General features: G+C 56.5%; 16 protein-coding genes and 2 pseudogenes. 14 read left to right on the top strand and 4 right to left on the bottom strand.

The window, feature by feature from the left end; genetic code table 11:
- Nucleotides 1-24 precede the first annotated feature (24 nt).
- Genes AC2FD8_RS07485 through AC2FD8_RS07475 form a run of 3 tightly spaced genes read right to left on the bottom strand, consistent with a single transcriptional unit; the run spans nucleotide 25 to nucleotide 2584 of the window.
- Nucleotides 25-540: a flavin reductase family protein gene (locus AC2FD8_RS07485; protein WP_496855270.1), complete on the bottom strand. Its 516-nt coding sequence runs from the start codon at nucleotides 538-540 to the stop codon at nucleotides 25-27.
- On the bottom strand, nucleotides 540-1430 hold the full coding sequence (locus AC2FD8_RS07480; protein ID WP_496855272.1) for an aldo/keto reductase: 891 nt from the start codon (nucleotides 1428-1430) through the stop codon (nucleotides 540-542). The genes AC2FD8_RS07485 and AC2FD8_RS07480 overlap by 1 nt, the downstream gene beginning before the upstream one ends.
- Nucleotides 1430-2584 (bottom strand): LLM class flavin-dependent oxidoreductase, encoded by a 1155-nt coding sequence (locus AC2FD8_RS07475; protein ID WP_496855274.1) that lies wholly within the window; start codon nucleotides 2582-2584, stop codon nucleotides 1430-1432. Before AC2FD8_RS07475 ends, AC2FD8_RS07480 begins: the two co-directional genes overlap by 1 nt.
- Before the next feature lie 105 nt (nucleotides 2585-2689).
- Here AC2FD8_RS07475 and AC2FD8_RS07470 point away from each other — a divergent pair, with 105 nt between their 5' ends.
- From AC2FD8_RS07470 to AC2FD8_RS07460, 3 genes are all read left to right on the top strand, one after another.
- Entirely contained in the window at nucleotides 2690-3400 is a 711-nt protein-coding gene (locus tag AC2FD8_RS07470; protein WP_496855276.1) for a GntR family transcriptional regulator, read from the top strand.
- 12 nt (nucleotides 3401-3412) lie between these two features.
- Nucleotides 3413-4510 carry a Gfo/Idh/MocA family protein gene (locus AC2FD8_RS07465; protein ID WP_496855278.1) on the top strand — a complete coding sequence of 366 codons (1098 nt, stop codon included), beginning with the start codon at nucleotides 3413-3415 and terminating at the stop codon, nucleotides 4508-4510.
- 263 nt (nucleotides 4511-4773) lie between these two features.
- Nucleotides 4774-5940, top strand: a complete 1167-nt coding sequence (locus AC2FD8_RS07460) for a glycosyltransferase (protein ID WP_496855280.1) — start codon at nucleotides 4774-4776, stop codon at nucleotides 5938-5940.
- 131 nt (nucleotides 5941-6071) lie between these two features.
- Here AC2FD8_RS07460 and AC2FD8_RS07455 read toward each other — a convergent pair.
- Nucleotides 6072-6332, bottom strand: a pseudogene (locus AC2FD8_RS07455) (transposase); the annotation flags it as partial.
- 323 nt (nucleotides 6333-6655) lie between these two features.
- On the opposite strand from AC2FD8_RS07455, the gene epsE reads away from it, so the two are divergent.
- The 11 genes and pseudogenes from epsE to AC2FD8_RS07400 all read left to right on the top strand — a co-directional run.
- Nucleotides 6656-7867, top strand: coding sequence for an exopolysaccharide biosynthesis GT4 family glycosyltransferase EpsE (gene epsE / locus AC2FD8_RS07450; protein ID WP_496855282.1), 1212 nt, complete (start codon nucleotides 6656-6658; stop codon nucleotides 7865-7867).
- A 235-nt stretch (nucleotides 7868-8102) separates the two neighbouring features.
- Nucleotides 8103-8669 (top strand): dTDP-4-dehydrorhamnose 3,5-epimerase, encoded by a 567-nt coding sequence (rfbC, locus tag AC2FD8_RS07445; RefSeq protein WP_496855284.1) that lies wholly within the window; start codon nucleotides 8103-8105, stop codon nucleotides 8667-8669.
- The gene (rfbB, locus tag AC2FD8_RS07440; RefSeq protein ID WP_496855285.1) at nucleotides 8669-9709 is read left to right on the top strand and encodes a dTDP-glucose 4,6-dehydratase; all 1041 of its coding nucleotides are present in this window, start codon (nucleotides 8669-8671) and stop codon (nucleotides 9707-9709) included. Before rfbC ends, rfbB begins: the two co-directional genes overlap by 1 nt.
- Nucleotides 9706-10569: a dTDP-4-dehydrorhamnose reductase gene (gene rfbD / locus AC2FD8_RS07435; RefSeq protein WP_496855383.1), complete on the top strand. Its 864-nt coding sequence runs from the start codon at nucleotides 9706-9708 to the stop codon at nucleotides 10567-10569. Before rfbB ends, rfbD begins: the two co-directional genes overlap by 4 nt.
- A gap of 15 nt (nucleotides 10570-10584) precedes the next feature.
- On the top strand, nucleotides 10585-11454 hold the full coding sequence (gene rfbA / locus AC2FD8_RS07430) for a glucose-1-phosphate thymidylyltransferase RfbA (protein ID WP_496855385.1): 870 nt from the start codon (nucleotides 10585-10587) through the stop codon (nucleotides 11452-11454).
- A gap of 379 nt (nucleotides 11455-11833) precedes the next feature.
- A complete protein-coding gene (locus tag AC2FD8_RS07425; protein ID WP_496855287.1) occupies nucleotides 11834-12526 on the top strand; it encodes a sugar transferase in 693 nt (230 codons plus the stop codon).
- A gap of 226 nt (nucleotides 12527-12752) precedes the next feature.
- Entirely contained in the window at nucleotides 12753-19190 is a 6438-nt protein-coding gene (locus AC2FD8_RS07420; RefSeq protein WP_496855289.1) for a type I polyketide synthase, read from the top strand.
- A 2-nt stretch (nucleotides 19191-19192) separates the two neighbouring features.
- Nucleotides 19193-20203 (top strand): glycosyltransferase family 2 protein, encoded by a 1011-nt coding sequence (locus tag AC2FD8_RS07415; RefSeq protein ID WP_496855291.1) that lies wholly within the window; start codon nucleotides 19193-19195, stop codon nucleotides 20201-20203.
- A gap of 59 nt (nucleotides 20204-20262) precedes the next feature.
- Nucleotides 20263-24828 carry a MupA/Atu3671 family FMN-dependent luciferase-like monooxygenase gene (locus tag AC2FD8_RS07410; RefSeq protein WP_496855293.1) on the top strand — a complete coding sequence of 1522 codons (4566 nt, stop codon included), beginning with the start codon at nucleotides 20263-20265 and terminating at the stop codon, nucleotides 24826-24828.
- 13 nt (nucleotides 24829-24841) lie between these two features.
- On the top strand, nucleotides 24842-25768 hold the full coding sequence (locus AC2FD8_RS07405) for a hypothetical protein (protein ID WP_496855295.1): 927 nt from the start codon (nucleotides 24842-24844) through the stop codon (nucleotides 25766-25768).
- A 107-nt stretch (nucleotides 25769-25875) separates the two neighbouring features.
- Nucleotides 25876-25998 (top strand): annotated as a pseudogene (locus AC2FD8_RS07400) (IS481 family transposase); the annotation flags it as partial.
- Nucleotides 25999-26244: the final 246 nt, after the last annotated feature.

Genomic DNA, 26244 nt, shown 5'->3' with positions numbered 1-26244 from the left:
TGTCCCACGGTCGTCAAATCGCGCTTAGTGCTGCGCGAATTGGCCGAGTTTCCCGGCATAAAAGGTCAGCGCGTCTCCGTCCGCCATGCTGGCCTTAAGTACCTTTCCCACCACAATAACGTGATCGCCCGCATCGTGATACGCGTGTTGTTCGCATTCGAACCGCGCCAGGCAGTCCGGTAGGATCGGTGTCCCGTTTTCACACCGCTCATGCGCAATGTCGCGCAGCGCAAAAGCGTCTTTCGAGCAGCCAAAGCAAAGCTCGGCCTGTTCCGAGGACAGCACATGCACGCTGAAATGGCGGGCTTTGTGAAAATAGGGGAAGCGGCGCGAGTTGCGGTCACCCGCCCACATGATCAGGGCGGGGTCCAGCGACAGGGACGAAAAGCTATTGGCCGTAATGCAGACCGGGCCATCCGCGCTGTCGCAGGTGACGATGGTGACGCCCGTGGCAAAGCGGCCGAAGGCGTCGCGTAGGGTGCGGGTGTCGTCCTTTTGCGGAACGAAAGTGTGGGTCATGTCCTTTGAGATTGCGTTCATCATGGCACCTCATGGCCCAGCGCCGCCTCATAGAGGCGGTACCAGCTTTCACGATCCAGTTTGACTTTCAGCGCGTCCGAGGCACGTTTGATCCGGTCCAGATTGTTGGTGCCTAGAACTGGCAGGATGTTGGCCGGATGCGCCAACAAGAAGGCCACGGCAACCGCGGCGCGATCCACGCCGAACTCGGCTGCGATTTCATCCGCGACAACGCCCACCGGCGGGTTTCCGGCCATCAACAAGCCTCCACCCAGCGGTGACCAAGCCATCAGTGGATGGCCATGTTGCTGGTGAAATGCCAGGTCGCCATTGGTGAAAGGGCTGATCTCACCCAGAGACACCTCGATCTGGTTGGTGACCAGTTGGGTCTTCATCGCCGATTGCAGCAGTGACCAATCCCAAGGCCGGAAGTTCGACACGCCGACCGCGCCGACCTTGCCACCGGCGACGACCTCGTCCAGAGCCGCTCCGGTCTCATGGTGGTCCATCATGGGGTCGGGACGGTGGATCAGAAGCAGATCAATATGGTCAATCGCCATTTCGGACAGCGACGTGTCGACCGATTTCAGAATATGAGCGCGCGAGGTGTCGTAGTATTTCACCTTCGCATCCGCGTAGCGGCCAACCGGAGCGACGATGTCACATTTGGTGACGATCTCCATCTTCTGGCGCAGGCTTGGGTTGATGCGCAGGGCCGTGCCCAGCACCGCCTCGGCCGCGTAGCCCCCATAGATGTCAGCCTGATCGAATGTGGTGATACCCTGATCCAGACAGGCCTGGATCTTGGCTTCGACATGAGCCGCCGATGTGTCTGTGTCGTCGCCCAAGCGCCACATGCCATAGACAATGCGGCTCATTTCCAGCGAGTCAGAAAGTTTCACACGTTGCATCAGCGACGAACTCCGTTGCCCAGCGGTGTTGCCGGGGTAGTTGCAGGCACGCGCCCATAAGCTTCGGGCAGCGAACAGGTTTTCAGGTTGGGCAGCACGCGGGCGCCGAAATGTTTGGCTTCATCCATGTGCGGATAGCCCGAAAAGATGAAGGCGCGGATGCCCATCTTTTGGTATTCTTCAATCTTGCTCATAACCTGATCGGTCGAACCGACAAGCGCTGCGCCACAGCCCGAACGCGCGCGCCCAACACCGGTCCAGAGACCGGGTTCGACATAGCCATATTCATCCGCCAGATCACGGTTCTTGGCTTGATGCGCCACGCCGAGAGAGGTCGAATCCAGCGCCCGTTCCCGGATTGCACGACCATATTCATCGTCCAGTTTCGAGACGATGTAGTCTGCATACTCCTGCGCCTCGGCCTCGGTATCGCGGACGATCATGTGGACGCGCAGGCCATAGTCCAGCGTGCGATTGTAGTTCTCGGCAACCGCATGAACGGCCTTCATGCGTTCGGCAAGTTGGTCCTTGGTTTCGGGCCACATCAGGTAGACGTCACAATGTTCGCCACAGAGGTCCAGCGCAGAGGGAGAATAACCGCCGAAATAGAGCAGCGGCCCTCCAACCTGGAATGGCTTGGCCGGGTCAGTGGTCAGGCCTGAGAAGTTATAGACCTCACCTGCGTGATTGATCTCATCCTGCGTCCAAGCCTGTTTCAGAATCTCTACCACTTCGCGCGAGCGCTGATAGCGGAACGCGCTGTCGGCTTTTTCACCGGGGAAGTCGGAGGAAATGATGTTGACCGTCAACCGCCCCTTCAGCATGTGATCCAGCGTTGCAATGGTGCGGGCCAGCATGATCGGTTGCATCTCACCACAACGCACAGCGGCCAGCAGGTTGATCCGGTCGGTGATTGGGGCGCATCCCGCGACAAAACTCAGCGTGTCCTGACCGACCTGATAGGAGGACGGGCAGAGGATGTTGCGGAACCCCTGCGCTTCGGCCTCTTTCACGATGCCGGAACAATGCTCCCAACTCGACCGCAGGTCGCCATCGGGCACGCCAAGGAATTGGTAGTCATCGGAACACAGCGCGGCAAACCAGGAAACTTCGGCCGCATTCAGATCGGGGGATGTGATGGGGACGATGCTCATCTGATTCACGCTCCGTACATCTTTGACTTTCCTCTTGCGTAGCAATCGCTTTGATGTAGATCAATAGTGTATCAATTTTTCCTGCGACCGAGTGAAGCGTCGACCGTGCCTGCATCCAACCGAAACTCAAGTGCCCTGCCGGTATATATTCAGATCGCGGAACTTCTGATCCGCGACATCGCAGCTGGACGCCTTATTGATGGTGAGCGTTTGCCGCCCGAGCGAGAGATGGCAGCGGAGCTGAATGTCTCGGTTGGAACGCTCCGAAAATCGCTCTCGGAGCTAGAAAAAAAGGGGATGTTGGAGCGCATCCAGGGCTCAGGCAACTACATCCGCGAGACCGGTACACAAAACAGCGTCTATGCAATGTTCAGGCTGGAACTACCTGAAGGGGGTGGCCTGCCGCGTGCGGATATCCTGTCAGTTGACCATCTAAGGAAGCCAGTGGTTCTGCCAAAATTCGGTGTTTCTGATGCCGGTTCGCGCGTCCGGCGGATGCGCTACCTGAATGATACAATCATCGCTGTCGAAGAAATTTGGCTGGACGAATCAGCGGGCCTGATCGACCAGAGCCTGCTGTCCGACTCACTCTATCGCTACTATCAGCGCCAATTGGGCTTTTGGATCGCAAGAGCCGAAGACAGAGTCTCGGTTCGGCCGCTACCGGACTGGACACCTCCTGATTTCACCAAACCAGCGGGCCAAACAGTAGGTTATATCGAGCGTTTCAGCTGGTCGGAAAGCGCCGAACCTGTTGAGTTCTCAAAAACATGGTTCGACCCAGATCGGGCCAACTACGTACAACGTTTGAAGTAAAAGGAATCGCACATGACCCGGACCATCAATTACGGGCTGATTGGATGCGGCATGATGGGGCAAGAGCACCTGAACAATATCGCATTGCTAGACGGTACGAATGTGGCAGTGATCTTTGAGCCCGATCCAGAGATGGCAAAAGTCGCCAAGGCAATTGCGCCGACTGCTGTCATGGTAGGTTCCGTGCAAGAGCTTCTGACGGTTGAAGAACTGGACTGCGTCGTCATTGTTAGTCCAAACCATCTTCATGTGGACCAGATTTGCGAAATCGCTGAAACACGTCCGCTGCCGCTTTTGGTAGAAAAGCCATTGTTCACCGACCTGCAAGACGTGGCCCGGCTCGAACAGTTGCAGCGCGACTACCCCTGCCCGATTTGGGTCGCGATGGAATACCGGTACATGCCCCCTGTTGCGGCTCTGATCGAGAAGGCCCAGGTGACTGGTGGAATAAAAATGTTGTCGATCCGCGAGCATCGTTTTCCTTTTCTGGACAAGGTCGGCCATTGGAACCGTTTCAACCGTAATACTGGCGGTACTTTTGTCGAAAAATGCTGCCACTTCTTCGACCTAATGCGCCTGATATTGCAATCCGACCCGGTACGGATAACGGCGAGTGGTGGGCAGGCGGTGAACCATTTGGACGAGAGCTACGACGGCCAAACCCCAGATATTCTGGATCACGGCTATGTTCTTGTCGACTTTGCTTCGGGCGCGCGCGCGATGTTGGAGCTTTGCATGTTTGCCGAAGGCTCTCGCTATCAGGAAGAAATCTCGGCCGTCGGACCAGATGCTAAAATCGAGGCGCTGGTTCCAGGACCCGAGCGCTTTTGGCAGGATCATTTGGGCGCCCCCCCGCCTCCGCGTGTAATCATCAGTCCGCGCAATCCCAAAGGCCCCGTATCAATGGACGTTCCAGTGGACCCGAACCTGTTGGCGGCGGGGGATCACAATGGGTCGACCTACTACCAGCACAAAGGTTTTTTGGCAGTGCTTCGTGGCGAAAAAGCAAAACCGGATGTGAGTTTGAATGACGGCCTCTGGGCCGTCAGAATGGGGCAAGCGGCGCAACGGGCAATAGAAACCGGCGAAACGGTGTACATGGTCGATTGAATGAGATCAAAAATACGGTTGCGTTTTGCAGTCGCTAAATAGCCCCTATTTTTGGCAATACCCAACACAGCCCTCTGGGACGGTTATGTTGTCGAAAAGATCCCCTGACAGGAACTGGCCTCACCCTATTCAACCACGCGTAAACAAGTTGGCAATGCCTACAATACTGATACAATGAGGCAATGATATGAAATCGATCAAACCATGATGTTCGGAGCTATGCTAGCCTATCAAGGCCCGGCTTTTTTTGTGAGTTATTTTGCATGTCCAAGTTATTAATTGTTGCCACCGCCCCGGTGATAGAAAACGGCGAAGAATTGGAGTTGGATACAAAATTCATTGAAGGAATGAAGCTGCACTGTGAGCTTTGGGACGGGCCTGTTGATTGCGTTTTACGAAGGGGGGCTGACCATATTCCCTTTTCGAGAACGGTCAAGGCGAAAGATCTCAGTTTTGGTCTTGAGGTTATTGGACCAGACGAACCTATTACTAACAAGATGATATCCAACTACGATCTAATTTTCTGCGGTGGGGACGATCCTGTCAATTTAGACCTCGCGGATATTGGAGCCAAAGAAGGCGTCAAGGTAGTATATACGGTCGAATATGTTTTCGGTACACGTACTCAGATTGTTCTTTTGGATAAATCCAGGAGCTTGTTGAAGCGGGCCTATTCTCTATTGTGGCACACGCGACACGAATATCGACGGCGCCGTGCCTTTCGAAAAGCATCTGGCCTTCAATCAAATGGATATCCAGGCTACGAATCTTATTCGAAGCTGAATTCAAACAGCATGATGTACCTGGATAACAGAATGAAGCCAGATCTGTTTGTCACACAGACTGAAATGGACGAGCGTTTTTCCTACATAGATAGCAAATTGCCCTTGCGTTTGATCTATTCAGGGCGCTTGGAGCCGATGAAAGGCGCACAAGATCTGGTTCCAATAGCCGCAAAACTCAACGCTAAAGGCGTTCCATTTACGCTGGAGATTTTTGGTTCAGGCTCATTGCGTGATGCAATATTTGAAGACATTTGCAACAACAATTTGAAAACGAAAGTAAAGCTCCATAAACCGATAGATTTTGAAACCGAGCTGGTGCCTTATGCACGTACATCGGCGGATATATTCTTGTGCTGTCACAGACAGTCGGATCCTTCTTGCACCTATTTGGAAAGTATGGGGTGCGGCCTGCCGATTGTCGGGTACGACAACCTAATGTGGCGTCCATTGTGCAAGATGTCTGGTGGAGGTTGGACGGTGCGGATGGCTAATATCGAACAAACCGCCGAATGCCTCGAAAAGCTGGATAGAAATCGCAATCAGGTAAAAGAGCGATCAAAAAATGCTATGGAATTTGCAATTAGACATGACTTTTCCCAAGAATTCCAGGCAAGAATGAACCACTTGGCAAAGATAGTGAACTAAGCTCAGGACCCATCGGCGCGGCGTTGTTGCAGAACTCTTTCTTGAGGTCTGTCTCCTCCTTTCCCCTCTGAACTTAGGGGGCACGGACGATCTTGGCGGTGCCGCGTGCATTGAAGCGGTTGATGACTGCGCAGCCGGACGGCCAGCGCTTTCTGTCGGCGGCACAGCGTAGCGAAATCGGGAACGGACCAGTCCAGCCCAGTCAATTGCAAAAAGCTGCCGACCATCCCGGCGGTCTGCCGGAGTGGCAGCTTGAACAGAGCCTTGGTCGACAGGCAGAACTGGATCGTCGTGTCGCGGAACTCAGGCTGACGCCCGCGCTTGCCTGTCGGACGCGCATGCCAAGGCATCTCAGGATCAAACCAGTTCGATGGCGAACCGCGCTGCTTCAACGCCGCGTTTTACGAAGCCTAGCTCCTGGTCTTGTACTTCGTAGGGGACCAACTGCTCATGCCTCCCGGCTACAACGCTGAATTCACAAAATGAATCCTTGAACCGATTTGTGCAACAAAGCCGACTATGAGGCTTGATATTTGCAGAAGCGCGATTGCCATCTGAGCCAGAACGGACCATCATTTCATCAATGACAAAGACCGAAAAAATATGCGACTACAGCTATGTTTGAAATTGAATTGCTCATTGAAATTCTCACTATATCGTAGCGGCTAAACTGATTAGTAGATTGCCTTCTGATAACCTAAGCTTGGATAATTTTATGAGTAACTCTCTTCGTATCGGATACTTGGTACCTGAATTTCCCGGTCAAACGCATGCTTTCTTTTGGAGAGAGGCTCAGGCACTTGAAGAGGCAAATTTGGATGTCTTCCTTGTTTCTACTAGAAGACCGCAAGCTGGTAGCTGTCCACATGCCTTTGCCAACGAAGCGCAGGATCGCACGCACTATATATTCCCTCCAAAGCTGACGAAGGCCTTAGGTTACATTGTTAGTCATCCAAGACGTACGGCAAGAGCAATCAAGTATGTAATGGGCTTGCAGGAAACCCCTCTGTCGTCTCGATTGAAACTACTTGGTCTTATCCCGTCGGCCACGGATTTGGGGATTTTCTGCCTAACTCAAGATATTCCACATATACATATACATTCTTGTGCAAATTCTGCTCATGTTGGTGCGATGACTAACATCCTTTTCAACATAACTTATAGCCTAACTTTGCACGGGGATCTGGGAAACTACGGCGTGGACCACCCTTCGAAAATGAGTGGAGCGACCTTCGTCAGCGCAGTTACAAACCAGCTAAGTAATGAACTTCGCGAAGAGATTGGTCTAAAAAAACCTACTCCGGTCATCTGGATGGGTGTAGATACAGATCGATTTAAACCCGTTCCCAAACCTCAAACCCATGAACAGTCAGGAGCAATACGGGCTGTCACCGTTGCAAGATTGACTGACACCAAAGGTCATAGGTATTTTTTGCGAGCGATGGCGGCCCTGCTCGAAGAGGGCATTGAAATCTACTATGACATTGTTGGTGATGGCCCATTCCAACAAGGTATTGAAGACGAGGTGAAACAGTTAGGACTAACCAAATATGTCAAGTTTTGGGGCTCGCTGGAGGAGGCCGCAGTTTTGGAACTTCTGCATACGAGCGACACTCTGGTTCTGACCAGTATAAATGAAGCAGCTCCTGTCGCGGTAATGGAGGCCATGGCCTGTGGCATTCCTGCTATATGTTCAATCATCGGCGCTACACCGGATATGATTGAGGATGGGCATGATGGTTTTTTGGTACCGCAAAAAGACGTCGGTTCCATAGCTGCGGCAACTCGGACTTTAGCGTCAAATCCAGAGCTCCGTGCCGAGATGGGCAAAAACGCGCGTGCTAAAGCGCTGCAATTATTTGATCACAAGAAAAATGCACACGCGCTCGCAACGGCGATCTCAAACTCCATAAAATCCGCCCATTGAATGACTGTAACCAAATTGACCTGACCTGCAGATTCCCCTTCAGTGATGCGTATTGGTCATCCCACCATGTCGCGGAGCATACAAAGGTGAGGGGCGAAAACGTGCGATTTGTCCTGATGGACTAAGGGTCAACCATGCACTAACAATCAAACCGGGCAACATAGGTGGGGCTGATCAATCGGAATCAACAATGCCATGCAATTCAATCAGATAGCAACGCGAGATACTCCAATTCATGATTTTAGCGCATCTACATATCTCGGACGTAACTCTAATCTATCCAAGACGCGTCGGTGATCATCGCGGGTTCTTTGAAGAAACTTATAACCTCGAAAAATTTGCCGCCGAAGGCATCGAAACCGAGTTTGTTCAGGACAACCATTCGCTTTCAAGCGTCGCTGGCACAGTACGCGGCCTGCATTTCCAAGCGCCCCCACGCGCGCAGGCCAAGCTGGTCCGCTGTGGGCGCGGGCGTCTTTTTGACGTGGCCGTGGATATCCGAAAAGGCTCCCCCACCTTCGGCCAGTGGGTTGGTGAAGAGCTCAGCTTCGAAAACGGCCGGATGATGTTTATTCCCTCGGGGTTTGCGCATGGCTTCATGACATTGGAGCCAGATACCGAGATCGTTTACAAATGCTCCGACACCTATGCACCGGAAACAGAGGGCAGCATTCGGTGGGATGATCCCGAAATTGGAATTAATTGGCCGCTAGATATGGCCGAACCACAATTATCCGATAAAGATAGAGCAGCTCCATTTTTACGAGATATAGATACCCCGTTCACGATTGAGGATGGTTGATGAAAATTATGGTCACGGGCGGTGCGGGCTTTATTGGCTCTGCTGTTATCCGCCGCGCGATTGCCGAGGGACATTCGGTCGTCAATGTCGATGCTCTCACCTATGCCGCCTGTCTGGATAATGTCGCTTCGGTTACCGACGCGCCGGGCTATGCATTTGAACATGCTGACATTCGGGATGCCGGTGCGATGTCCGGCATTCTGCGCAAGCATCAGCCTGACGCAATCATGCATTTGGCCGCCGAAAGCCATGTCGACCGTTCCATCGATGGTCCTGCAGCCTTTATCGACACAAATGTAACCGGAACATATGTGCTGCTGGAAGCGGCCCGTGCCTACTGGATGGATGCTGGCCGACCCGAGAGCTTCCGCTTTCATCACATCTCGACTGATGAGGTCTTTGGATCTCTGGGCGAGACCGGGTTTTTCACCGAAGACAGCCCCTATCAGCCCAATTCGCCCTATTCCGCCTCGAAGGCTGGATCAGATCACCTTGTGCGGGCGTGGCGCGAAACCTATGGCCTGCCGGTGGTTCTAACCAATTGCTCGAACAATTACGGCCCCTATCAGTTTCCGGAAAAGCTGATCCCGGTGGTGATCCTCAACGCGCTGTCGGGTCAGCCGATCCCAATCTACGGGGCGGGGGATAACATCCGCGATTGGCTACATGTCGAAGATCATGCCGAGGCACTGCTACTGGTGCTGGAAAAAGGTCAGTTGGGCCGTAGCTATAACATCGGGGGCGAAAACGAGATGACCAATCTTGATCTGGTCAAATTGCTCTGCGCGACCCTGGACCGGCTGAGTCCGGGCAAGACGCCCTATGCCGATCTGATCACCTTTGTCACAGACCGCCCCGGCCACGATCGCCGCTATGCGATAGACCCAACCCGTATCCGCGAAGAGCTGAACTGGCGTCCGTCCTACACGCCTGAGACCGGGTTGGAACAGACAGTTCAGTGGTATCTGGAGAATAGCGCATGGCTGAACGCACTACAGACGCGCAGCGGAGTGGGCGAGCGGCTCGGGATCGCGAAATGAAGGCGTTGGTATTCGGCTCTAGCGGTCAGGTGGCGACGGAGCTGCGCAGGCGTGCGAAAACTCATGACATCGCGGTTGAGGCGTTGGATCGGTCTCAGGCGGATCTGTCTGACCCTACAGTTTGCGCAGCACTTGTCCAGCGCACAGACGCTGATGTGATCATCAATGCCGCTGCCTATACAGCGGTTGACAAGGCTGAAGAAGAACAGGGCCTGGCTCAGCGGATCAATGGCGACGCACCAGGCGCAATGGCGCGTGCTGCGGCAGATCGGGGCCTTCCCCTCCTGCATATCTCGACCGATTATGTGTTTGATGGAGCGGGGGACACTCCACGAACCACGCAGGCCCCGACCGGTCCGTTGGGTGTGTATGGCCAGACCAAACTGGACGGAGAGCGCCAGATTGCCCTGGCCGGGGGGTGGCACGCCATTCTACGTACGAGCTGGGTGTTTTCAGCCCATGGGAAGAACTTTGTAAAAACCATCCTGAGGCTGGCCGAGACCCGTGACCGGTTGACCATTGTTGCAGATCAGATCGGTGGGCCGACCCCCGCGGCCGATATTGCTGACACGCTGTTGACCATCGCCAAAACCAGTGGGCGGGCCGAAGGTGGCCTGTTTCACTATTCGGGTAACCCAGACGTCAGTTGGGCAGATTTCGCGCGCGAAATTGTTTCGCAGGCGGGCCTTGCGGTTCAGATCGAAAACGTACCAACAACGGATTACCCGACCCCGGCCCCCAGACCGCTGAATTCGCGTCTGGAATGTTCGCGGCTTAAAGACATCTTCGAAATTTCCCGGCCTGACTGGAAAATCGGTCTGGCCAATGTATTGGCTGAATTGAAGGTCGCGAGCGGCTGAATCCTGAAAGGACAGATCATGCAGCGCAAAGGTATTATTCTTGCCGGTGGGTCTGGCACCCGGCTTTATCCGATCACCATGGCGGTCTCAAAACAGCTGCTGCCGATCTACGACAAGCCGATGATCTTTTATCCGCTCAGCGTCCTCATGCTCTCAAACATTCGCGAGATCGCGATTATCACGACGCCACAGGATCAGGACCAGTTCCAGCGCCTGCTGGGCGACGGCAGCCAATACGGGCTTTCATTGACCTGGATTACGCAGCCATCCCCGGATGGCCTGGCACAGGCTTATACCCTGGCCGAAGATTTTCTGGCAGGGGCTCCGTCGGCGATGATCCTGGGAGACAATATTTTCTTCGGCCACGGCCTTCCAGATCTGCTGCTTGAAGCAAACGCACAGGAGAAGGGCGGAACGGTATTTGCTTACCGTGTTGCGGACCCCGAACGGTATGGCGTGGTTGATTTCGAAGGCAGAAAGGCGCGCGGCATCATTGAAAAACCCAAAGTGCCGCCGTCGAATTATGCCGTAACCGGACTTTATTTCCTCGACGGCGATGCCCCGGCGCGCGCGCGCGAAGTTCAACCCTCCAAGCGTGGCGAACTGGAGATTACATCCCTGCTCGAGATGTACCTGACCAACGGGCTTCTGAATGTTCAAACCATGGGCCGCGGATTTGCCTGGCTCGATACCGGCACGCATGGATCCCTGCTGGATGCCGGGAACTTTGTGCGCACGCTAACGGACCGGCAGGGCATGCAGACCGGAAGCCTCGATGAGATCGCCTGGGCTAACGGCTGGATCGATGATGCGGCGCTGGAAGAGCGCGCGCGTTTGTTCGCAAAGTCTACATATGGCGACTATCTGAAGCTGCTTTTGAGCTGACGAATCAAATGGCCGCAGCCCTAAAACGCAAAGATCTTGTGGTTTTCTACCGACATCCGGATGCTGAATTACAGAACAAGAAGAATGGGGTCGTAGAGTGCGCGCAACCTAAGATTGAGGCTTCGTGCACTAGGTTAAACAATCGCGGGCACTTCGTCCAATTGTAGCATTATTAGGGCGAAAATTTGACGCACTGAAGTATTTGCCTCGTTGTGATGAAGTTCATATACGTATACAGTCAAAGCTGAGTAAAAGACGCAAAGTTGTAAGCTAGAAGTTCTTCATGCTTTGAATGCGTCAAGGGTTTGTATTTGGCCCTTCAGAGCATGGTGTATTGGTGAAGCCGTATTTGTGGCTTTAGGTTAAAAGGTAGATAGTAATGTCTATTCAAGATACGAATGTTTCCGTGAAGATCGCGGCGAGCGAGTCTGTCCGTCAGTGCAGCCTGCCTCTTGCAAGACTCACTCCACTATATCAAAAATTCTTCAAGCGCATTCTTGATGTGAGTGTTGTTACGCTGTCGCTACCCTTTGTTGTGCCGATAGTCTTAGTGCTGGCGGTGCTGGTAGCTCGGGACGGCTACAACCCCTTTTATGGCCAACAACGCGTTGGTCGAGACGGGCGTATCTTCACGATGTGGAAACTCCGCACAATGGTCCCTGACGCAAAGTCCTTGCTCGATGAGTATTTGGCGACGAATACGCTGGCACGACTAGAGTGGGAAGAAACCCAAAAACTCAAGGACGACCCGCGCATTACTTCGTTTGGCCTCATTTTGCGCAAAACTTCGCTAGATGAACTGCCTCAACTCTGGAATGTCCTGATCGGCGAAATGAGTCTAGTTGGACCTCGTCCGATGATGCCGGAGCAACAAAAGCTTTACCCGGGCAAAGCCTATTTCTCTCTGCGGCCAGGCCTGACTGGATCTTGGCAAGTGTCAGAGCGTAATGCGAGTACATTTGCTGGCCGAGCTGAGTTTGATACCTCGTACGCGGAAGACCTGAGACTTATGACTGATCTTGGCATTTTGTGCGCGACCGTCGGCGTCGTAGTTCGAGCAACTGGCCACTAAAACTGGATAACGAGTTTTCCATTCACCAATATCGTCTACTTCATGTTGCTTGAGCAGTTTCTTTTACACGAATTGACGTGCTCTATTTCCACTGAACTCCGTTGACATAGCTCCTTGGGCCACGACAGCCGAGATCGGTGCAACAAAAACTAGATGAACTATGGGTTTCCTTCCTGTTTTGTTTGGAAATCTCTTCGGGGCGGTTTAAGCTCGCCTCATTAAAGTTATGGATGGTTCAACTGTGAGTATCTCTACTCGGGAAGGCGATATCGCAATTATAGGTATGGCCGCGCATTTGCCTGGTGCGCCTTCGGTTGAAACCTATTGGTCGAACTTGCGTGAGGGGCTGGAGTCCATCCGCCAACTCAGCAGAGAGCAACTCCTTGCGAACGGCGAAACTCCGCATCTGCTTGAGCGGCCTGATTATGTTCCGTTTGCCGCGCCTCTCGACCGGTTCGAAGAATTCGACGCCGAATTCTTCGGTCTTTCCCCCAAAGAAGCGGCCATCATGGACCCGCAACACCGTCAGTTCCTTGAGGTCGCTTGGGAAGCGCTGGAAAACGCCGGCCATCCGCCCGAGAATTTCCCCGGACCTATCGGCGTGTTCGCAGGCTGCGGCATGGGTAGCTACTTCTATTTCAATGTCTGCTCGAACCGGGATCTGGTCGACGATGTGGGCATGTTCCTGTTGCGCCATACCGGGAATGACAAAGATTTCCTGTCGACGCGGCTGAGCCATATCCTCGACCTCAAGGGGCCGAGTGTAAATGTGCAGACGGCATGCTCGACCTCGCTGGTCGCAACGCATTATGCAACGCAGGCTTTGTTGACCGGTGAGTGCGATATGGCGATCGCCGGGGGGGTTACGATCGAACTCCCTCAAAACAGGGGTTATGTTTATAAAGAGGGTGAGGTTCTCTCGCCCGACGGCCATTGCCACGCCTTCGATCATCGCGCGCAAGGCACTGTTTTTGGCTCAGGTGCTGGCGCTGTCATTTTGCGCCGTCTGTCTGATGCGATCGAGGATGGCGACCATATCTGGGGCGTGATCCGCGGCACAGCGATCAACAATGATGGCGCGGCCAAAGCCGGGTACTTGGCGCCATCTGTGGATGGTCAGGCCGCCGCGATTTCCGAAGCCCATGTGATGGCCGATGTTCAGGCCGATACAGTGGACTATATCGAATGCCACGGGACTGGAACCTATCTGGGTGATCCGATCGAAGTGGCCGCGCTGACACAGGCATTTTCGGAAACCACTCAGGAGACGGGGTTCTGTCGGCTGGGCTCGGTCAAGACCAATATCGGCCATCTGGATACCGCCGCCGGGGTGGCCAGCCTGATCAAGACCTCACTGGCGCTGCATCACAAGCAAATCCCGCCTAGCTTGGGCTACGAGAAACCCAACCCGGCGATTGACTTCGAGAACAGCCCGTTCCGGGTGAATGACACTCTGACCGATTGGGTCTCGCACAAGGGTCCCCGCCGAGCCGGGGTCAACTCTCTGGGCGTTGGCGGCACGAATGCACACGCCATTCTGGAGGAAGCGCCCGCGCGAGCCGCATCCGAGCCGTCAGATTGGCCGTTTCAAATCCTCACGGTGTCAGCGCGGGGCAAAAAAGCGCTGGATGCCAACAGCGCGGCACTGGCCGCGCATCTGCGGGCCAATCCCGATCAGGATTTGGCCGATGTCGCCTGGACGTTGAAAAACGGGCGCCGCGGGTTTGAAAAGCGGCGCGTCATCGTCGCCGAAACCCATGAAGAAGCCGCCACGATCCTTGAGGAAAATGATCCACGTCGGGTGTTCACGCATACGGTGATCTCGGACGCGCCCGAGCATGTCTTTATGTTCCCAGGCGGGGGCGCTCAGTACGCCGGGATGGCGCGCGACCTCTATGAGACCGAGCCGGTCTTTGCCGATTGGATGGATCGGGGTCTGGATATTCTGCAGGCCAAGCTCGACTATGATATCCGCGCGATCTGGCTGCCTGAGCCGGGCCAGGAAGAGGCCGCAGATGAGCGGTTGAAAACGCCCTCGGTACAACTGCCGCTGATCATGATCACCGAATATGCGCTGGCGCAGCTGTGGATGGAATGGGGCGTTCAGCCCACCGCTCTGGTCGGCCATTCGATGGGCGAAAACACCGCCGCTTGCGTGGCAGGTGTCATGTCGTTTGAGGATTGCATCGGTCTGGTTCATCTGCGCGGGCGTCTGTTCGATACGGTTCCGGCCGGTGGCATGTTAAGCGTCCCCCTGCCCGCCGATGATCTGCTGCCGCTACTTGGCGATGACCTCGATCTGGGTGCCGTGAATGCCCCCAGCCTGAGCGTAGCAACCGGCCCACAGGCGGCGCTGGACAATCTGGAGGAACGCCTGCGCAATCAGGGCGTAGACTGTCAGCGCATCCCGATTGATATCGCCGCGCATTCGCGGATGCTGGAGCCTATTCTGAAGGAATTCGGCGACTATTTGCGCTCAATCGAATTGAACGCCCCGCAGATCCCGTTCCCCTCGAACCGCAGCGGCAACTGGATCACCGAAGCCGAGGCCACGGACCCCGAATACTGGGTCGGCCATCTGCGCAACACCGTTCATTTCGCCGATTGCATCACCACGCTTTCTGAGAACCCCGAACGTATCTTCATTGAGGTCGGCCCGGGCAAGGCGCTGGCCTCTCTGACCGGACAGCACGATAAGGTCGACGCCAATCAGGTGATCAGCAGCCTGCGTCACCCGAATGATGACGTGGCTGATGATGCTTATTTCATGGCCATGCTGGGCCGGATCTGGGCTTTGGGCGGCGCGTTCGACTGGGAACAGATCTGGGGCGAGGCGAGGCGCAACCGGGTGCCTCTGCCCACCTATGCCTTCCAGCGCTCACCTTACTTCATCGAACCCGGCACGACACAGATCGAGACAGCCAGCCAATGGCTGATGCGCACCGAAGACCCCGCCGATTGGGGTTTTCGCGTGGCCTGGACACCGAAATACGCGGCCTGCGATGTCGATGTCACCGGCGATCTGTCGGAGGCGGCGCAGGAAAGCTGGTTGATCTTTGCGGACGAGGCCGGGCTGTGCAACAACCTGACCGCGCGCCTGAAGCAAGCCGGGCATAAGGTTGTCACAGTCACGCCCGGCGATGCCTTTGCGCGCATCAGCGAGGATCACTATCAACTGGCCCCAGAACGCGGGCGCGAAAGCTATGATGCGCTGATCCGCGATCTGGTTGCGCAGGACCGCATCCCAACCCGAATTGTGCATGGCTGGCTGCTGACACAGGCCGAGACTTTCCGCCCCGGCGGTAGTTTCTTCCACCGCAATCTGGAACAGGGCTTTTACAGCCTGTTCTTCCTGGCGCAGGCCATCGGGGACGAAGACTTGCCGATGCCCCTGCACCTCCATGTCCTCAGCTCGGGCGCGCTGCAGGTTCGGGATGAGGCCCTGCCCTACCCGGAAAAAGCAACCGTCACCGGCCCGACCCGCGTGATCCCGCGCGAATTCCCCGGCTTGACCTGTGCGCTGCTGGATATCGATCTGTCTCACAACGCAGGCAAGCGCCGCGCGCCTGCATTACCGAACGGCCTGACAGATCAGGTGCTGGAAGACCTGCTGGCCCCACCCGCATCGTTCACGGCAGCGATCCGCGCGGGCAAGCGGTTTGAACAGGGCTATCGCCCGCAGGCTCTGGCGGAACCGTCTCTGGATGACTTGCCCCTGCGCAACGGCGGCACCTATCTGATCACCGGCGGATTCGGCGGCATTGGCCTGACACTGGCCGAAGCGCTGATTTCCAAGGTGAATGCCAATATCGTCCTGCTTGCACGCGGGGATCTTCCGCCACGGGATCAGTGGGAAACCGTACTGAATAACTCGGCCCCACAGGACAAGACGGCCCGCCGTATCCGCGCCATCGAAAAGCTGGAAACGGCCGGGGGCAAAGTGCTGCCGATGTCTGTCGACGTCAGCAATGTCGAAGAGATGCGCCGCTGCGTCGAAAGCGTTACGCAGGAATTCGGCCAGATCAACGGCGTGATCCATGCGGCTGGCCTGATCGACGACGCGCCGATCATGACCAAGACCATGATGGAGATTGAGGACGTCTTTACGCCCAAGATCCACGGCACACAGGTCATCGACCAGATCTTCCCGGACGGATCGCTTGACTGGCTGGTTCTGTTCTCGTCCAGCTCAACCGCTACGGCGCCTGTGGGTCAGGTCGACTATGTGGCCGCCAACGATTACCTGAACGCCTATGCTCGCGCACGTTCGGGCGACAAAACGCAGGTTCTGTCGGTCAACTGGGGAATCTGGGCCGACGTCGGTATGGCCGCCGACGCGATGGAGGTCCGGACGGGATCGGTTGAGCCCGCGCCGGTCACTTCGGCAAGCGTACCGATGCTGGATCAGGCAACATTCGATGACGTCGGAAACCGACTGCTGAGCGCGACCTACAACGCCCATGATCGATGGTTCCTGAACGACCACCGGACCAAAGCCGGGCACGCTCTGATCCCCGGCACCGGTTATCTGGAACTGGCGTCTGAGGCACTGCGAGTACAAGGTGAAACCGGTCCGTTTGAAATTCGCGATCTGTATTTCCTGCGCCCGCTTGCGGTGTCCGATAGCGAAGATCAGCAGGTCCGTCTGCGCCTGCCACGCAGCGATGTGGGCTATGACCTAACGGTCGAGAGCGGGTCAGACGATGCATTTGAATTGAACGCACAGGCCAGCCTGTCTCTGCTGCCGTTGATCGCGCCCGCACCTCTGGATGTGGCGGCCATCGCTGCCCGTTGCGGCTCGGTCCATCAGGCGGAGGGTGGTGGGCGGCTGCGATCCCCGCAGGAGGCACATCTGAACTTTGGCCCGCGCTGGCGGGTGCTGACCTCAACCGCACTGGGGCAGGATGAAGGTCTGGCGCATTTGGCGCTGCCGGAGGGCCTGCAAACGGATATCGAGGCGGGCTATCACCTGCACCCGGCGCTAATGGATCTGGCCACGGGTTGGGCGATGGAATTGATCGTCGGATATCAGGCCTCGCACCTGTGGGTGCCGGTCTCGTATCGCTCGGTCCGCGTTTATGCACCACTGCCCGCGCAGATCGTCAGTTGGGTCCGCAACGCAGGCGACAACCGGGCTGAAGGCGAAACCGCCAGTTTCGATGTCACTATCGCCGCCCCGGACGGCAAGATCTGTATCGAGGTCGAGGGCTTCTCGATCCGCCGGATGGAAGATGCCGTGGATTTTGCCTTCACCGAAAGCGCGCCAGCGATCACCTCCGAGGTCGACGCCCCGGCGCCCCTGTCCCCGGCCGAGGAACGGCTGCGCCACAATCTGTCTCAGGGTATTCCCGCGACAGAAGGGGCCGATCTGTTCTTCAAGGCACTGGCCAGCGGGCAATCGCAGATCATCTTGTCCTCGCTGGATCTGGACGGCTTGATCGCGCAGGCCGCCGACAGCGGCGCATCCACCGAAAGCTCGGATCAGAAATTCCAACGACCCGAGTTGGATTCGGATTATGTCGCCCCGGAAAATGACATCGAACGTCGCCTCGCCGGGTTCTGGCAGGAACTACTGGGTGTTGATGAGATCGGTGTCGAGGACAGTTTCTTCGATCTGGGTGGGCATTCCCTGATCGCGGTGCGCCTGTTCGCACAAATCCGCAAGGCCTATAACGTGGACTTCCCGATTTCGGTCCTGTTCGAGGCCCCAACCATCCGCAAATGCGCCGACCTGATCGCCGCCCGCGGCGTGCCGAAAGATGGCGGCGAAGGGGATGCACCAGCAGCAGCCCCGGCCACGCCGGAACGTCGCTTTACCCATCTGGTGCCGATGCATTCCGGCGAAGGTGGACCGAAGACTCCGTTCTTCCTGGTGGCGGGTATGTTCGGCAACGTGCTGAACCTGCGTCATCTGGCGCATCTGGTGGGCACCGACCGGCCCTTCTATGGCTTGCAAGCACGCGGCCTTTATGGCGACGAAGAACCCCATCGCGATCTGCGCGAGGCCGCCAAGGACTACATCGCCGAGATGCGGCAGGTGCAGCCCACCGGGCCTTACATGCTGGGTGGTTTCTCGGGCGGCGGCATCACCGCTTACGAGATCGCGCGCCAGTTGACTGAAGCGGGCGAAGAAATCGCAGCGCTGGTCATGCTGGATACGCCCTTGCCGGTACGGCAACCGCTCAGCAAAGCGGATCGCTTGAAGATTCAGTTGCAGGAGATACGGAACAAAGGGGCAAGCTACCCCATTCAATGGGCCAAGAACCGGATCGCCTGGGAGATCCATAAACGCCAACCCAAAGAAGAAACAGCCGAGACCGGTCAGCAGTTCCACGACACCGAGATCGAGGCCGCGTTTATGGAAAGCGTCAACAGCTATCCCTTGCACCCTTGGGAAGGCCCCCTGACCCTGTTCCGCCCGCCTTTGGTCGGGAAATGGGAACTGGGGCCGGGTAAACTGGTCCATCATGAGCGCTATTACCTGACCCACGACAATGACTGGACGCCTTGGGCCCCGAGTATCGAAGTGTTCGAGGTACCCGGAGATCATGACTCGATGGTGTTGGAGCCCAATGTCCGGGTGTTGGCCGCACAGATGAAAACCTGTCTGGAAGACGCTGAGCGTCAAATCCCGCGCCCGACCCTTCGGCAAGCGGCGGAATGACCATGTCTGATCCCAAACTCCTGACGGTTATTCTGAACTACAAAACATCGGATATGACCCTGCGATCCGTCAGCGCTGCGCGGCAGGCAATGGAGGGTATCGCGGGCGAGATCATTATTGTGGACAACGATTCACAGGATGGATCGTTTGAAGCCATCGCTGCATATGTTCAGGATCAAGGCTGGGATAACGGCAATCGCGTTCGGGTCATCCAGTCCGGTCACAATGGCGGTTTTGGCGCGGGCAACAATGTGGGCATCCGGGCGGGCCTGTCCGATGGCACGCGGCCCGACTACGTCTATATCCTGAACTCTGATGCTTTCCCGGCCGAGAACGCCATAGGCCTGTTGTTGGAGCATCTGGAAACCACGCCTCAGGCTGGTTTTGCCGGCAGCTACATCCACGGTGAAGACGGGGATCCGCATCTGACCAGCTTTCGCTTTCCGTCTATTGCCAGCGAGTTTGAAAGCGGAATCAACTTTGGCCCGGTCAGTCGATTGCTCAAGAACCGGATCGTGCCCATTCCCATCCCGTCCGAGACGCGCACCGTTGATTGGACAGCTGGGGCAAGCCTGATGATGCGTCAAAGCGTTCTGGATAAAATCGGCCTCTTTGACGAGCAGTTTTTCCTGTATTTCGAGGAAACCGACCTGTGCCGCCGCGCCGCGCTGGCGGGTTATCGCACCGACTACGTGCGCCCCAGCGAGGTCATGCATATTGGCTCGGTCTCAACCGGTATGAAAACCTGGAGCCGGGTGCCGACCTATTGGTTCGACTCGCGCCTACACTATTTCACCAAGAACCACGGCCGGTTTTATGCGGCCTGTGCCACCTGCGTACATTTGACCGGTGGTTTCCTGCACTGGTTGCGGTGTTTGATCACCCGTAAGGACAGCGGTGTTCCACCCCATTTTTTGCGTACCCTGGCCTGGCATGACCTGTCCGCCTGCTTTCGCGCGCCCACTCGCAAAGCCACGCAGGACAGCACATCCAAGCCAGTTATTGGAGAGTAACAATGCCTTTCAGCACATTTCTTATTGGCCATGAATCCCTTGTCATTCAATGCGGGGAAATGCTGCTGGAGGCAGGGCACAGCATTCAGGGGGTGGCGACCCGCAACCCGGATGTCGAGGCCTGGGCACAATCGCATTCCCTGCCCCTGCATGCCCCTGGTCAGGATTTGTCAAACCGGATTGGGGGTGTGTCGTTCGACTGGCTGCTCAGCATCGCCAATCTCGATCTGTTGCCGCAGACACTTTTGGACAAGGCCAGCAAGGGCGCGGTCAATTTTCATGACGGCCCGCTGCCACGCTATGCCGGCCTGAACGCGCCGGTCTGGGCCATTCTGAACGGTGAGGCAAAGCACGGGATCACCTGGCACAAGATCTCGGGCGGTGTCGATGAGGGCGGGATTGTCGCCCAAAATCTGTTTGATATCAGCGACCGTGAGACCGCCCTGACCCTGAACACCAAATGCTATGGCGCCGCCATCGAAAGCTTTGGTGATGTCATCCGGGCGCTTGAAGTGGATCAGCCCGCGACCCCGCAAGATCTGTCGCAACGCAGCTATTTTGCCAAGAATGACCGTCCGGCGGCTGCCGCTAGGCTGGATTTCTCCAAACCCGCAACCGAACTGGCCGCCCTGACCCGCGCTTTGGATCACGGAGAATACTGGAACCCGCTTTGCTGTCCGAAGATCGAGCGTGATGGTCAGATTTGGCTGGTCGGCTCGGTCGAGGTCAGCGATCAGCAAACCGACGCGACACCCGGCACCATTCTGACAAGCACAGCCGACAGCCTGACTGTCGCCACAGGTGACGGAGTTATTAAGGTCAGCGGATTGCGCAACGGTTTGGGGGCCTCGGTCTCGACCGATGGGCTGTTGAACGGGGGCAGCGCCTTGCCTGTACCGACCGCAGATCAGGTGGCGCAGATCGACCGCGATGTTTCTGCCACTTTGTCCGCTGAACCCAAATGGCGCACCCGCCTTGAAGCGCTACAGCAGATCGAGATCCCCCTGATCAACACAGCGGCCCCGTCCGGTGCGCCTCGGTCGCAAGTGTTGCACCTTCCAACTGGCCTTGACGATATCACCGCCCAAACGGCTCTGGCGGCCCTTATGGCGCGGCTCGGCGATACCTTCAGCCTTGATCTGGCGCTGCGGCTATCGGATGCGGCTTCGTCCTATCTCAATAGCTGGGTTCCGATCCGTTTTGCGGCAGATCAGGCCTTTACAGAGGCGCAAGAGGGGCTGAGCCAAACCATTGCGCAGGTCGGTGAGATGGGTCCGTTTGCCTGCGATTTGCCTGCGCGTATGCCCGGAGCAACCCCTCTGCAAACGCCAGCGGTCGGCTTGTCTGATGATGTCTCAGCCGGGCTTGTTCCGGGGACAAGCCTGACCCTTGCCGCATCCGGGGATCAGGCCGTGCTGTTTGCGGACAGCGGACATATCTCGGACGCCGCCATGCACCTGTTTGCCGCACGGCTGGAAAACCTGCTTGTGGCGCTCTCTGATGAGGCGCAGCGCAGTCAGGCGATCCAGGACCTTCCGATCCTGCCCGAGACCGAGCGTGCTCAGATACTGCAGGACTGGAACGATACCGACACCGCTTACGATCAGACCGCCTGCGTGCATCAGCATTTCGAGGCGCAGGTCGCACGCACGCCAGATGCCCCGGCGCTGGTCTTCGAGAACCTCAGTTTTTCCTATACCGAGTTGAACGCTCTCGCCAATCAGGTTGCGCATGTTCTGCGCGAGATGGGTGTGGGACCCGATACGCTGGTGGGTCTTCATGTCAAACGCTCTCCGCTGTTGCTGATTGGCGCGCTGGGGATCCTGAAAGCAGGCGGAGCTTATGTGCCGATGGACCCGGCCTACCCTGCGGATCGCACGGCGCTCTATCTTGAAGACAGTGGCGCGAAGGTGGTGCTGACAGAATCCGCGTTGGCCGCAAGCCTTCCCGACCACGGCGCGCAAGCCTTGCTGCTGGACACGGACCCACGGCTGGGAACGGCTGCGACAGACAATGTCGACAGCGGCGTGCGTTCGGAGAACCTCGCCTACATGATCTACACCTCCGGTTCGACCGGACGCCCCAAGGGGGTCATGGTCGAACATCGCAACGTGTCGAACTTTTTCACCGGCATGGATGATCGCATCAGCCATGATCCGGCCGGGGTCTGGTTGGCAGTGACCAGCCTGTCCTTCGATATTTCGGTGCTAGAGCTGTTCTGGACGCTGGCGCGCGGCTTCAAGATCGTTCTCAGCGATGACGAAAACCGCGCGTTGGTCGCGGGTGATGCCACCGCCGGGAAATCCATCACCGGCAAGGGCATGGAATTCAGCCTGTTCTACTGGGGCAACGATGACGGCGTCGGGCGTGACAAGTACAAGCTGTTGCTTGAGGGCGCAAAGTTCGGAGATCAAAACGGCTTCTGCGCCGTCTGGACGCCCGAGCGTCATTTCCACGCCTTCGGTGGCCCCTACCCCAACCCGTCTGTGACGGGCGCAGCCGTCGCCGCCGTGACCCAGAATATCGGTGTCCGCGCGGGCAGCTGCGTCGCGCCGCTGCACCATACCGCGCGCATTGCCGAAGAATGGGCGGTGATCGACAACCTGACCAACGGACGCGCGGGGCTTGCCATCGCCTCTGGCTGGCAGCCTGATGATTTTGTCCTGCGGCCTGAGAATACGCCGCCGGAAAACAAACCCGCGATGCTAGAGGCGATCAGCACCTTGCGCCAACTTTGGGCTGGTGAAACGGTAGAATTTCCCACCAAGTCCGGGGATATGCACGGCGTGGTTACACAGCCGCGCCCGGTATCGAAGAAACTGCCCGTCTGGGTCACCACCGCGGGCAATCCGGACACCTGGCGCGAAGCCGGCGCCATCGGGGCCAACGTCCTGACCCACCTTCTGGGCCAGAGCGTGCAAGAGGTGGCCGAAAAGATCGGTATCTACCACGCTGCGTTGCGCGAAGCAGGCCATGATCCTGATGATCATACGGTCACCCTGATGCTGCACACCTATGTCGGGCAGGACCGCGAAGAAGTACGCGAGGTCGCGCGCGAACCGATGAAGGACTACCTGCGCTCGGCGGCCGGGCTGATCAAGCAATATGCCTGGGCCTTCCCGGCCTTCAAGAAACCCAAAGGCGTCTCGAACCCGTTCCAGCTGGATTTGGGCAGCCTGTCTGATGAGGAACTCGAAGGCATCCTCGATTTCGCCTTCCTGCGCTATTTCGAGGATTCTGGCCTGTTCGGTACGGTTGAGGATTGCCTGAACCGGGTCGAAGAGCTGAAACGCATCGGCGTGGATGAGATCGCCTGCCTGATCGACTATGGCATTTCTGTTGATCAGGTGATGGAGGGGCTGAAACCTCTGGCCGAGGTGCTGCGCCTGTCCAATCAGGATACAGAGCTGGCCGAGAACGACTATTCCATCGCCGCCCAGATCATTCGCCACAACGTCAGCCATCTGCAATGCACCCCAAGCATGGCCCAGATGATCCTGATGAGCGATGAGGCGCGGTTCGCCTTGTCCAAGATCAAGCACATGATGATCGGCGGTGAGGCCCTGCCCGGCTCGCTGGTCAAACAGATCAACAAGCTGTCGCCTGCGCATATCGAAAACATGTACGGGCCGACGGAAACAACGATCTGGTCAACGACCGAAACCGCCGTGTCTGCCGAAGGCGTGATCAATGTCGGCACGCCCATCGCCAACACGCAGGTCTACGTACTGGACGAACACAGAAACCCCGCTCCCATCGGCGTGGCTGGAGAACTGTATATCGGCGGCGCTGGAGTCACCCGCGGTTACTGGCAGCGCGAGGACCTCACCACCGAGCGGTTCGTGCCTGACCCGTTCTCAGGTGTACCGGGCGCAAGGCTCTATCGCACCGGAGATCTGGTGCGCTGGCAGACAGATGGTAAGCTCGATTTCCTTGGCCGGGCCGATCACCAGATCAAACTGCGCGGCTACCGGATCGAGCTGGGCGAGATTGAAAGTCTGATCGACGCGCAAGCCGGCGTGCGCCAGTCGGTTGTCATCGCGCGCGAGGACACGCCCGGTCTGGTGCAATTGGCGGCCTATATGACGGTCGACCAGTCGGTGGATGATAAAGCGCTGCGTCAGGCACTGACAGCGCAACTGCCGGACTACATGGTGCCGACGCATTTCGTGACGCTGGAGAGCTTCCCGCTGACGCCGAACCGAAAGGTGGATCGCAAATCCCTGCCTGCGCCAGCAATTCAGCAACCACGTACCGCACTTGTCCAGACCGAAGCAGCTTCTGGCGGGGGGTCGGTCACTCAAAAGATTGCAGCAATCTGGTCGCAGATACTGGGCGTTTCCGACATCAGCGGACGGGATAACTTCTTCGATCTGGGCGGTCACTCCCTGTTGGCCGTACAAGCGCATCGCGAAATCCGCAAAGAGCTGAATGTACCCAGCCTCAGCATTACCGATGTTTTCCGGTTCCCGACTTTGGCGGCCTTGGTCGATACGGTCGAACAGAAAACCGGTGCAAAACCGATCGAGACCAGCCCAACCCAACCGTCACCGGAAAAAGCCAGCAGCCGCAGCGACGCCATGGCCCGCCGCCGCGAAATGCGCGCCCGCAGACGGTCGGCATGAACAGGTTTGCATCATGATCAAACGCTATGTTGTAGGTTCCGTTTTGTTCGCCACTGCCTTTGTCTTTGGGTTAATGCGGCTTGGAATGGATAAAACGCTCGACGACGAAGCATTCGACACGCTTTATGATTTACCAGCTCCAAAACTATCCAGCCCTTTGAATGTCTTCCACCTGGGACACAGCCTTGTCGGTTCCGATATGCCTGTGATGTTAAGGCAATTGGCCGGTCAGGAGCATAATTATAGCAGTCAACTAGGGTGGGGAACCTCACTAAAAGCGCATTGGGAACCGGATGAGCCGATCAACGGATATGAACTACGCAATACTCCTTCTGGCTATGAAGACGCAAAGGAAGCAATAGCCTCGGGGACGTACAACACATTAGTGCTGACTGAAATGGTGGAGATTCGGGCGGCAATAAAGTACTTTGACAGCGCAAAGTACCTGCATGAGTGGGTGCAATTTAGCAGAGAGGCCCAACCTGATATCCGAGTCTATCTGTACGAGACTTGGCATGAGTTAGATGATCCAGAAGGCTGGTTAGAAAGACTCGACAAAGACATCGAGCGTTACTGGGAAAAGGCAATACTACGCCGTGCTCTTGCACAGGAAGATCGACCTCAGCCGATCTACATCATCCCCGCCGGTCAGATCATGGCAAGGTTTGTGAGGGAGCTTGAAAGTCGAGGTGGTGTCGGGCCAATAGAGAGTAGAGATGACCTATTCTCTGACGATATCCACCTAAGTGACTACGGTAACTATCTTGTAGCTTTAGCACATTATGCCGTCCTGTATAAAAAATCTCCGCTTGGGCTTTCACACAACTTGGAAAGAGCCGATGGCACTGATGCGGATAACCCGGGCTTGGAAGCCGCAAGGCTTATGCAGGAAATAGTCTGGGAGGTTGTGAGTTCGGACAAGCGAACTGGGGTCCAATAGTGCAAGCATTGTGTGCATTTTCAGCACCCAAAAGTCGCAAGACTAGCTAGGTGTTTAGTCCCAGCATGTGGTGGCCTACTGATCTGGGGCCATCAGAAGGAAACATTATGGGACAAGTTCTTCATGGGAGCGCAAAGACCACGTACGCCGTCCGAGCTCTCATACAACGATCGAAGGCTTCGAGCACGGCGTTGAGCCGGGAGCTTGGTATCAACGTCAAGACGGTCGCAACCTTTCTGCACGCCACTTGATACAGCCCTTTGATCCGGGCCGTTTGATTGTAGAATCCGTTCCTGTTTCTTTCTCGTGATTGGGTTGTGGTCAAGAACAACTGAGCGGAACCTTTGCGTAGCTCAAGCGAAGCCGACCGGGTGGCACGGTTGAGATTGGCGTAAACGGTATAAAGCCATCAAACCAAGATCAAGCCACCGCATGATATTCTCCCGAACACCAGATATGGTAGTAGCTCCATGAAC

The sequence above is a fragment of the Ruegeria sp. YTSC192 genome (assembly GCF_059609705.1).
The sequence above is the reverse complement of the archived record's forward strand: the minus strand, read 5'-3'. Positions and strand labels throughout refer to the sequence as shown.

Bases quoted from the DNA above. Each gene is read 5' to 3' on its own strand.
- AC2FD8_RS07485 (WP_496855270.1), bottom strand. From the start codon at position 540: ATGAACGCAATCTCAAAGGACATGACCCACACTTTCGTTCCGCAAAAG.
- AC2FD8_RS07480 (WP_496855272.1), bottom strand. From the start codon at position 1,430: ATGCAACGTGTGAAACTTTCTGACTCGCTGGAAATGAGCCGCATTGTC.
- AC2FD8_RS07475 (WP_496855274.1), bottom strand. From the start codon at position 2,584: ATGAGCATCGTCCCCATCACATCCCCCGATCTGAATGCGGCCGAAGTT.
- AC2FD8_RS07465 (WP_496855278.1), top strand. From the start codon at position 3,413: ATGACCCGGACCATCAATTACGGGCTGATTGGATGCGGCATGATGGGG.
- AC2FD8_RS07460 (WP_496855280.1), top strand. From the start codon at position 4,774: ATGTCCAAGTTATTAATTGTTGCCACCGCCCCGGTGATAGAAAACGGC.
- epsE (WP_496855282.1), top strand. From the start codon at position 6,656: ATGAGTAACTCTCTTCGTATCGGATACTTGGTACCTGAATTTCCCGGT.
- rfbC (WP_496855284.1), top strand. From the start codon at position 8,103: ATGATTTTAGCGCATCTACATATCTCGGACGTAACTCTAATCTATCCA.
- rfbB (WP_496855285.1), top strand. From the start codon at position 8,669: ATGAAAATTATGGTCACGGGCGGTGCGGGCTTTATTGGCTCTGCTGTT.
- rfbD (WP_496855383.1), top strand. From the start codon at position 9,706: ATGAAGGCGTTGGTATTCGGCTCTAGCGGTCAGGTGGCGACGGAGCTG.
- AC2FD8_RS07425 (WP_496855287.1), top strand. From the start codon at position 11,834: ATGTCTATTCAAGATACGAATGTTTCCGTGAAGATCGCGGCGAGCGAG.
- AC2FD8_RS07420 (WP_496855289.1), top strand. From the start codon at position 12,753: ATGGATGGTTCAACTGTGAGTATCTCTACTCGGGAAGGCGATATCGCA.
- AC2FD8_RS07415 (WP_496855291.1), top strand. From the start codon at position 19,193: ATGTCTGATCCCAAACTCCTGACGGTTATTCTGAACTACAAAACATCG.
- AC2FD8_RS07410 (WP_496855293.1), top strand. From the start codon at position 20,263: ATGCTGCTGGAGGCAGGGCACAGCATTCAGGGGGTGGCGACCCGCAAC.
- AC2FD8_RS07405 (WP_496855295.1), top strand. From the start codon at position 24,842: ATGATCAAACGCTATGTTGTAGGTTCCGTTTTGTTCGCCACTGCCTTT.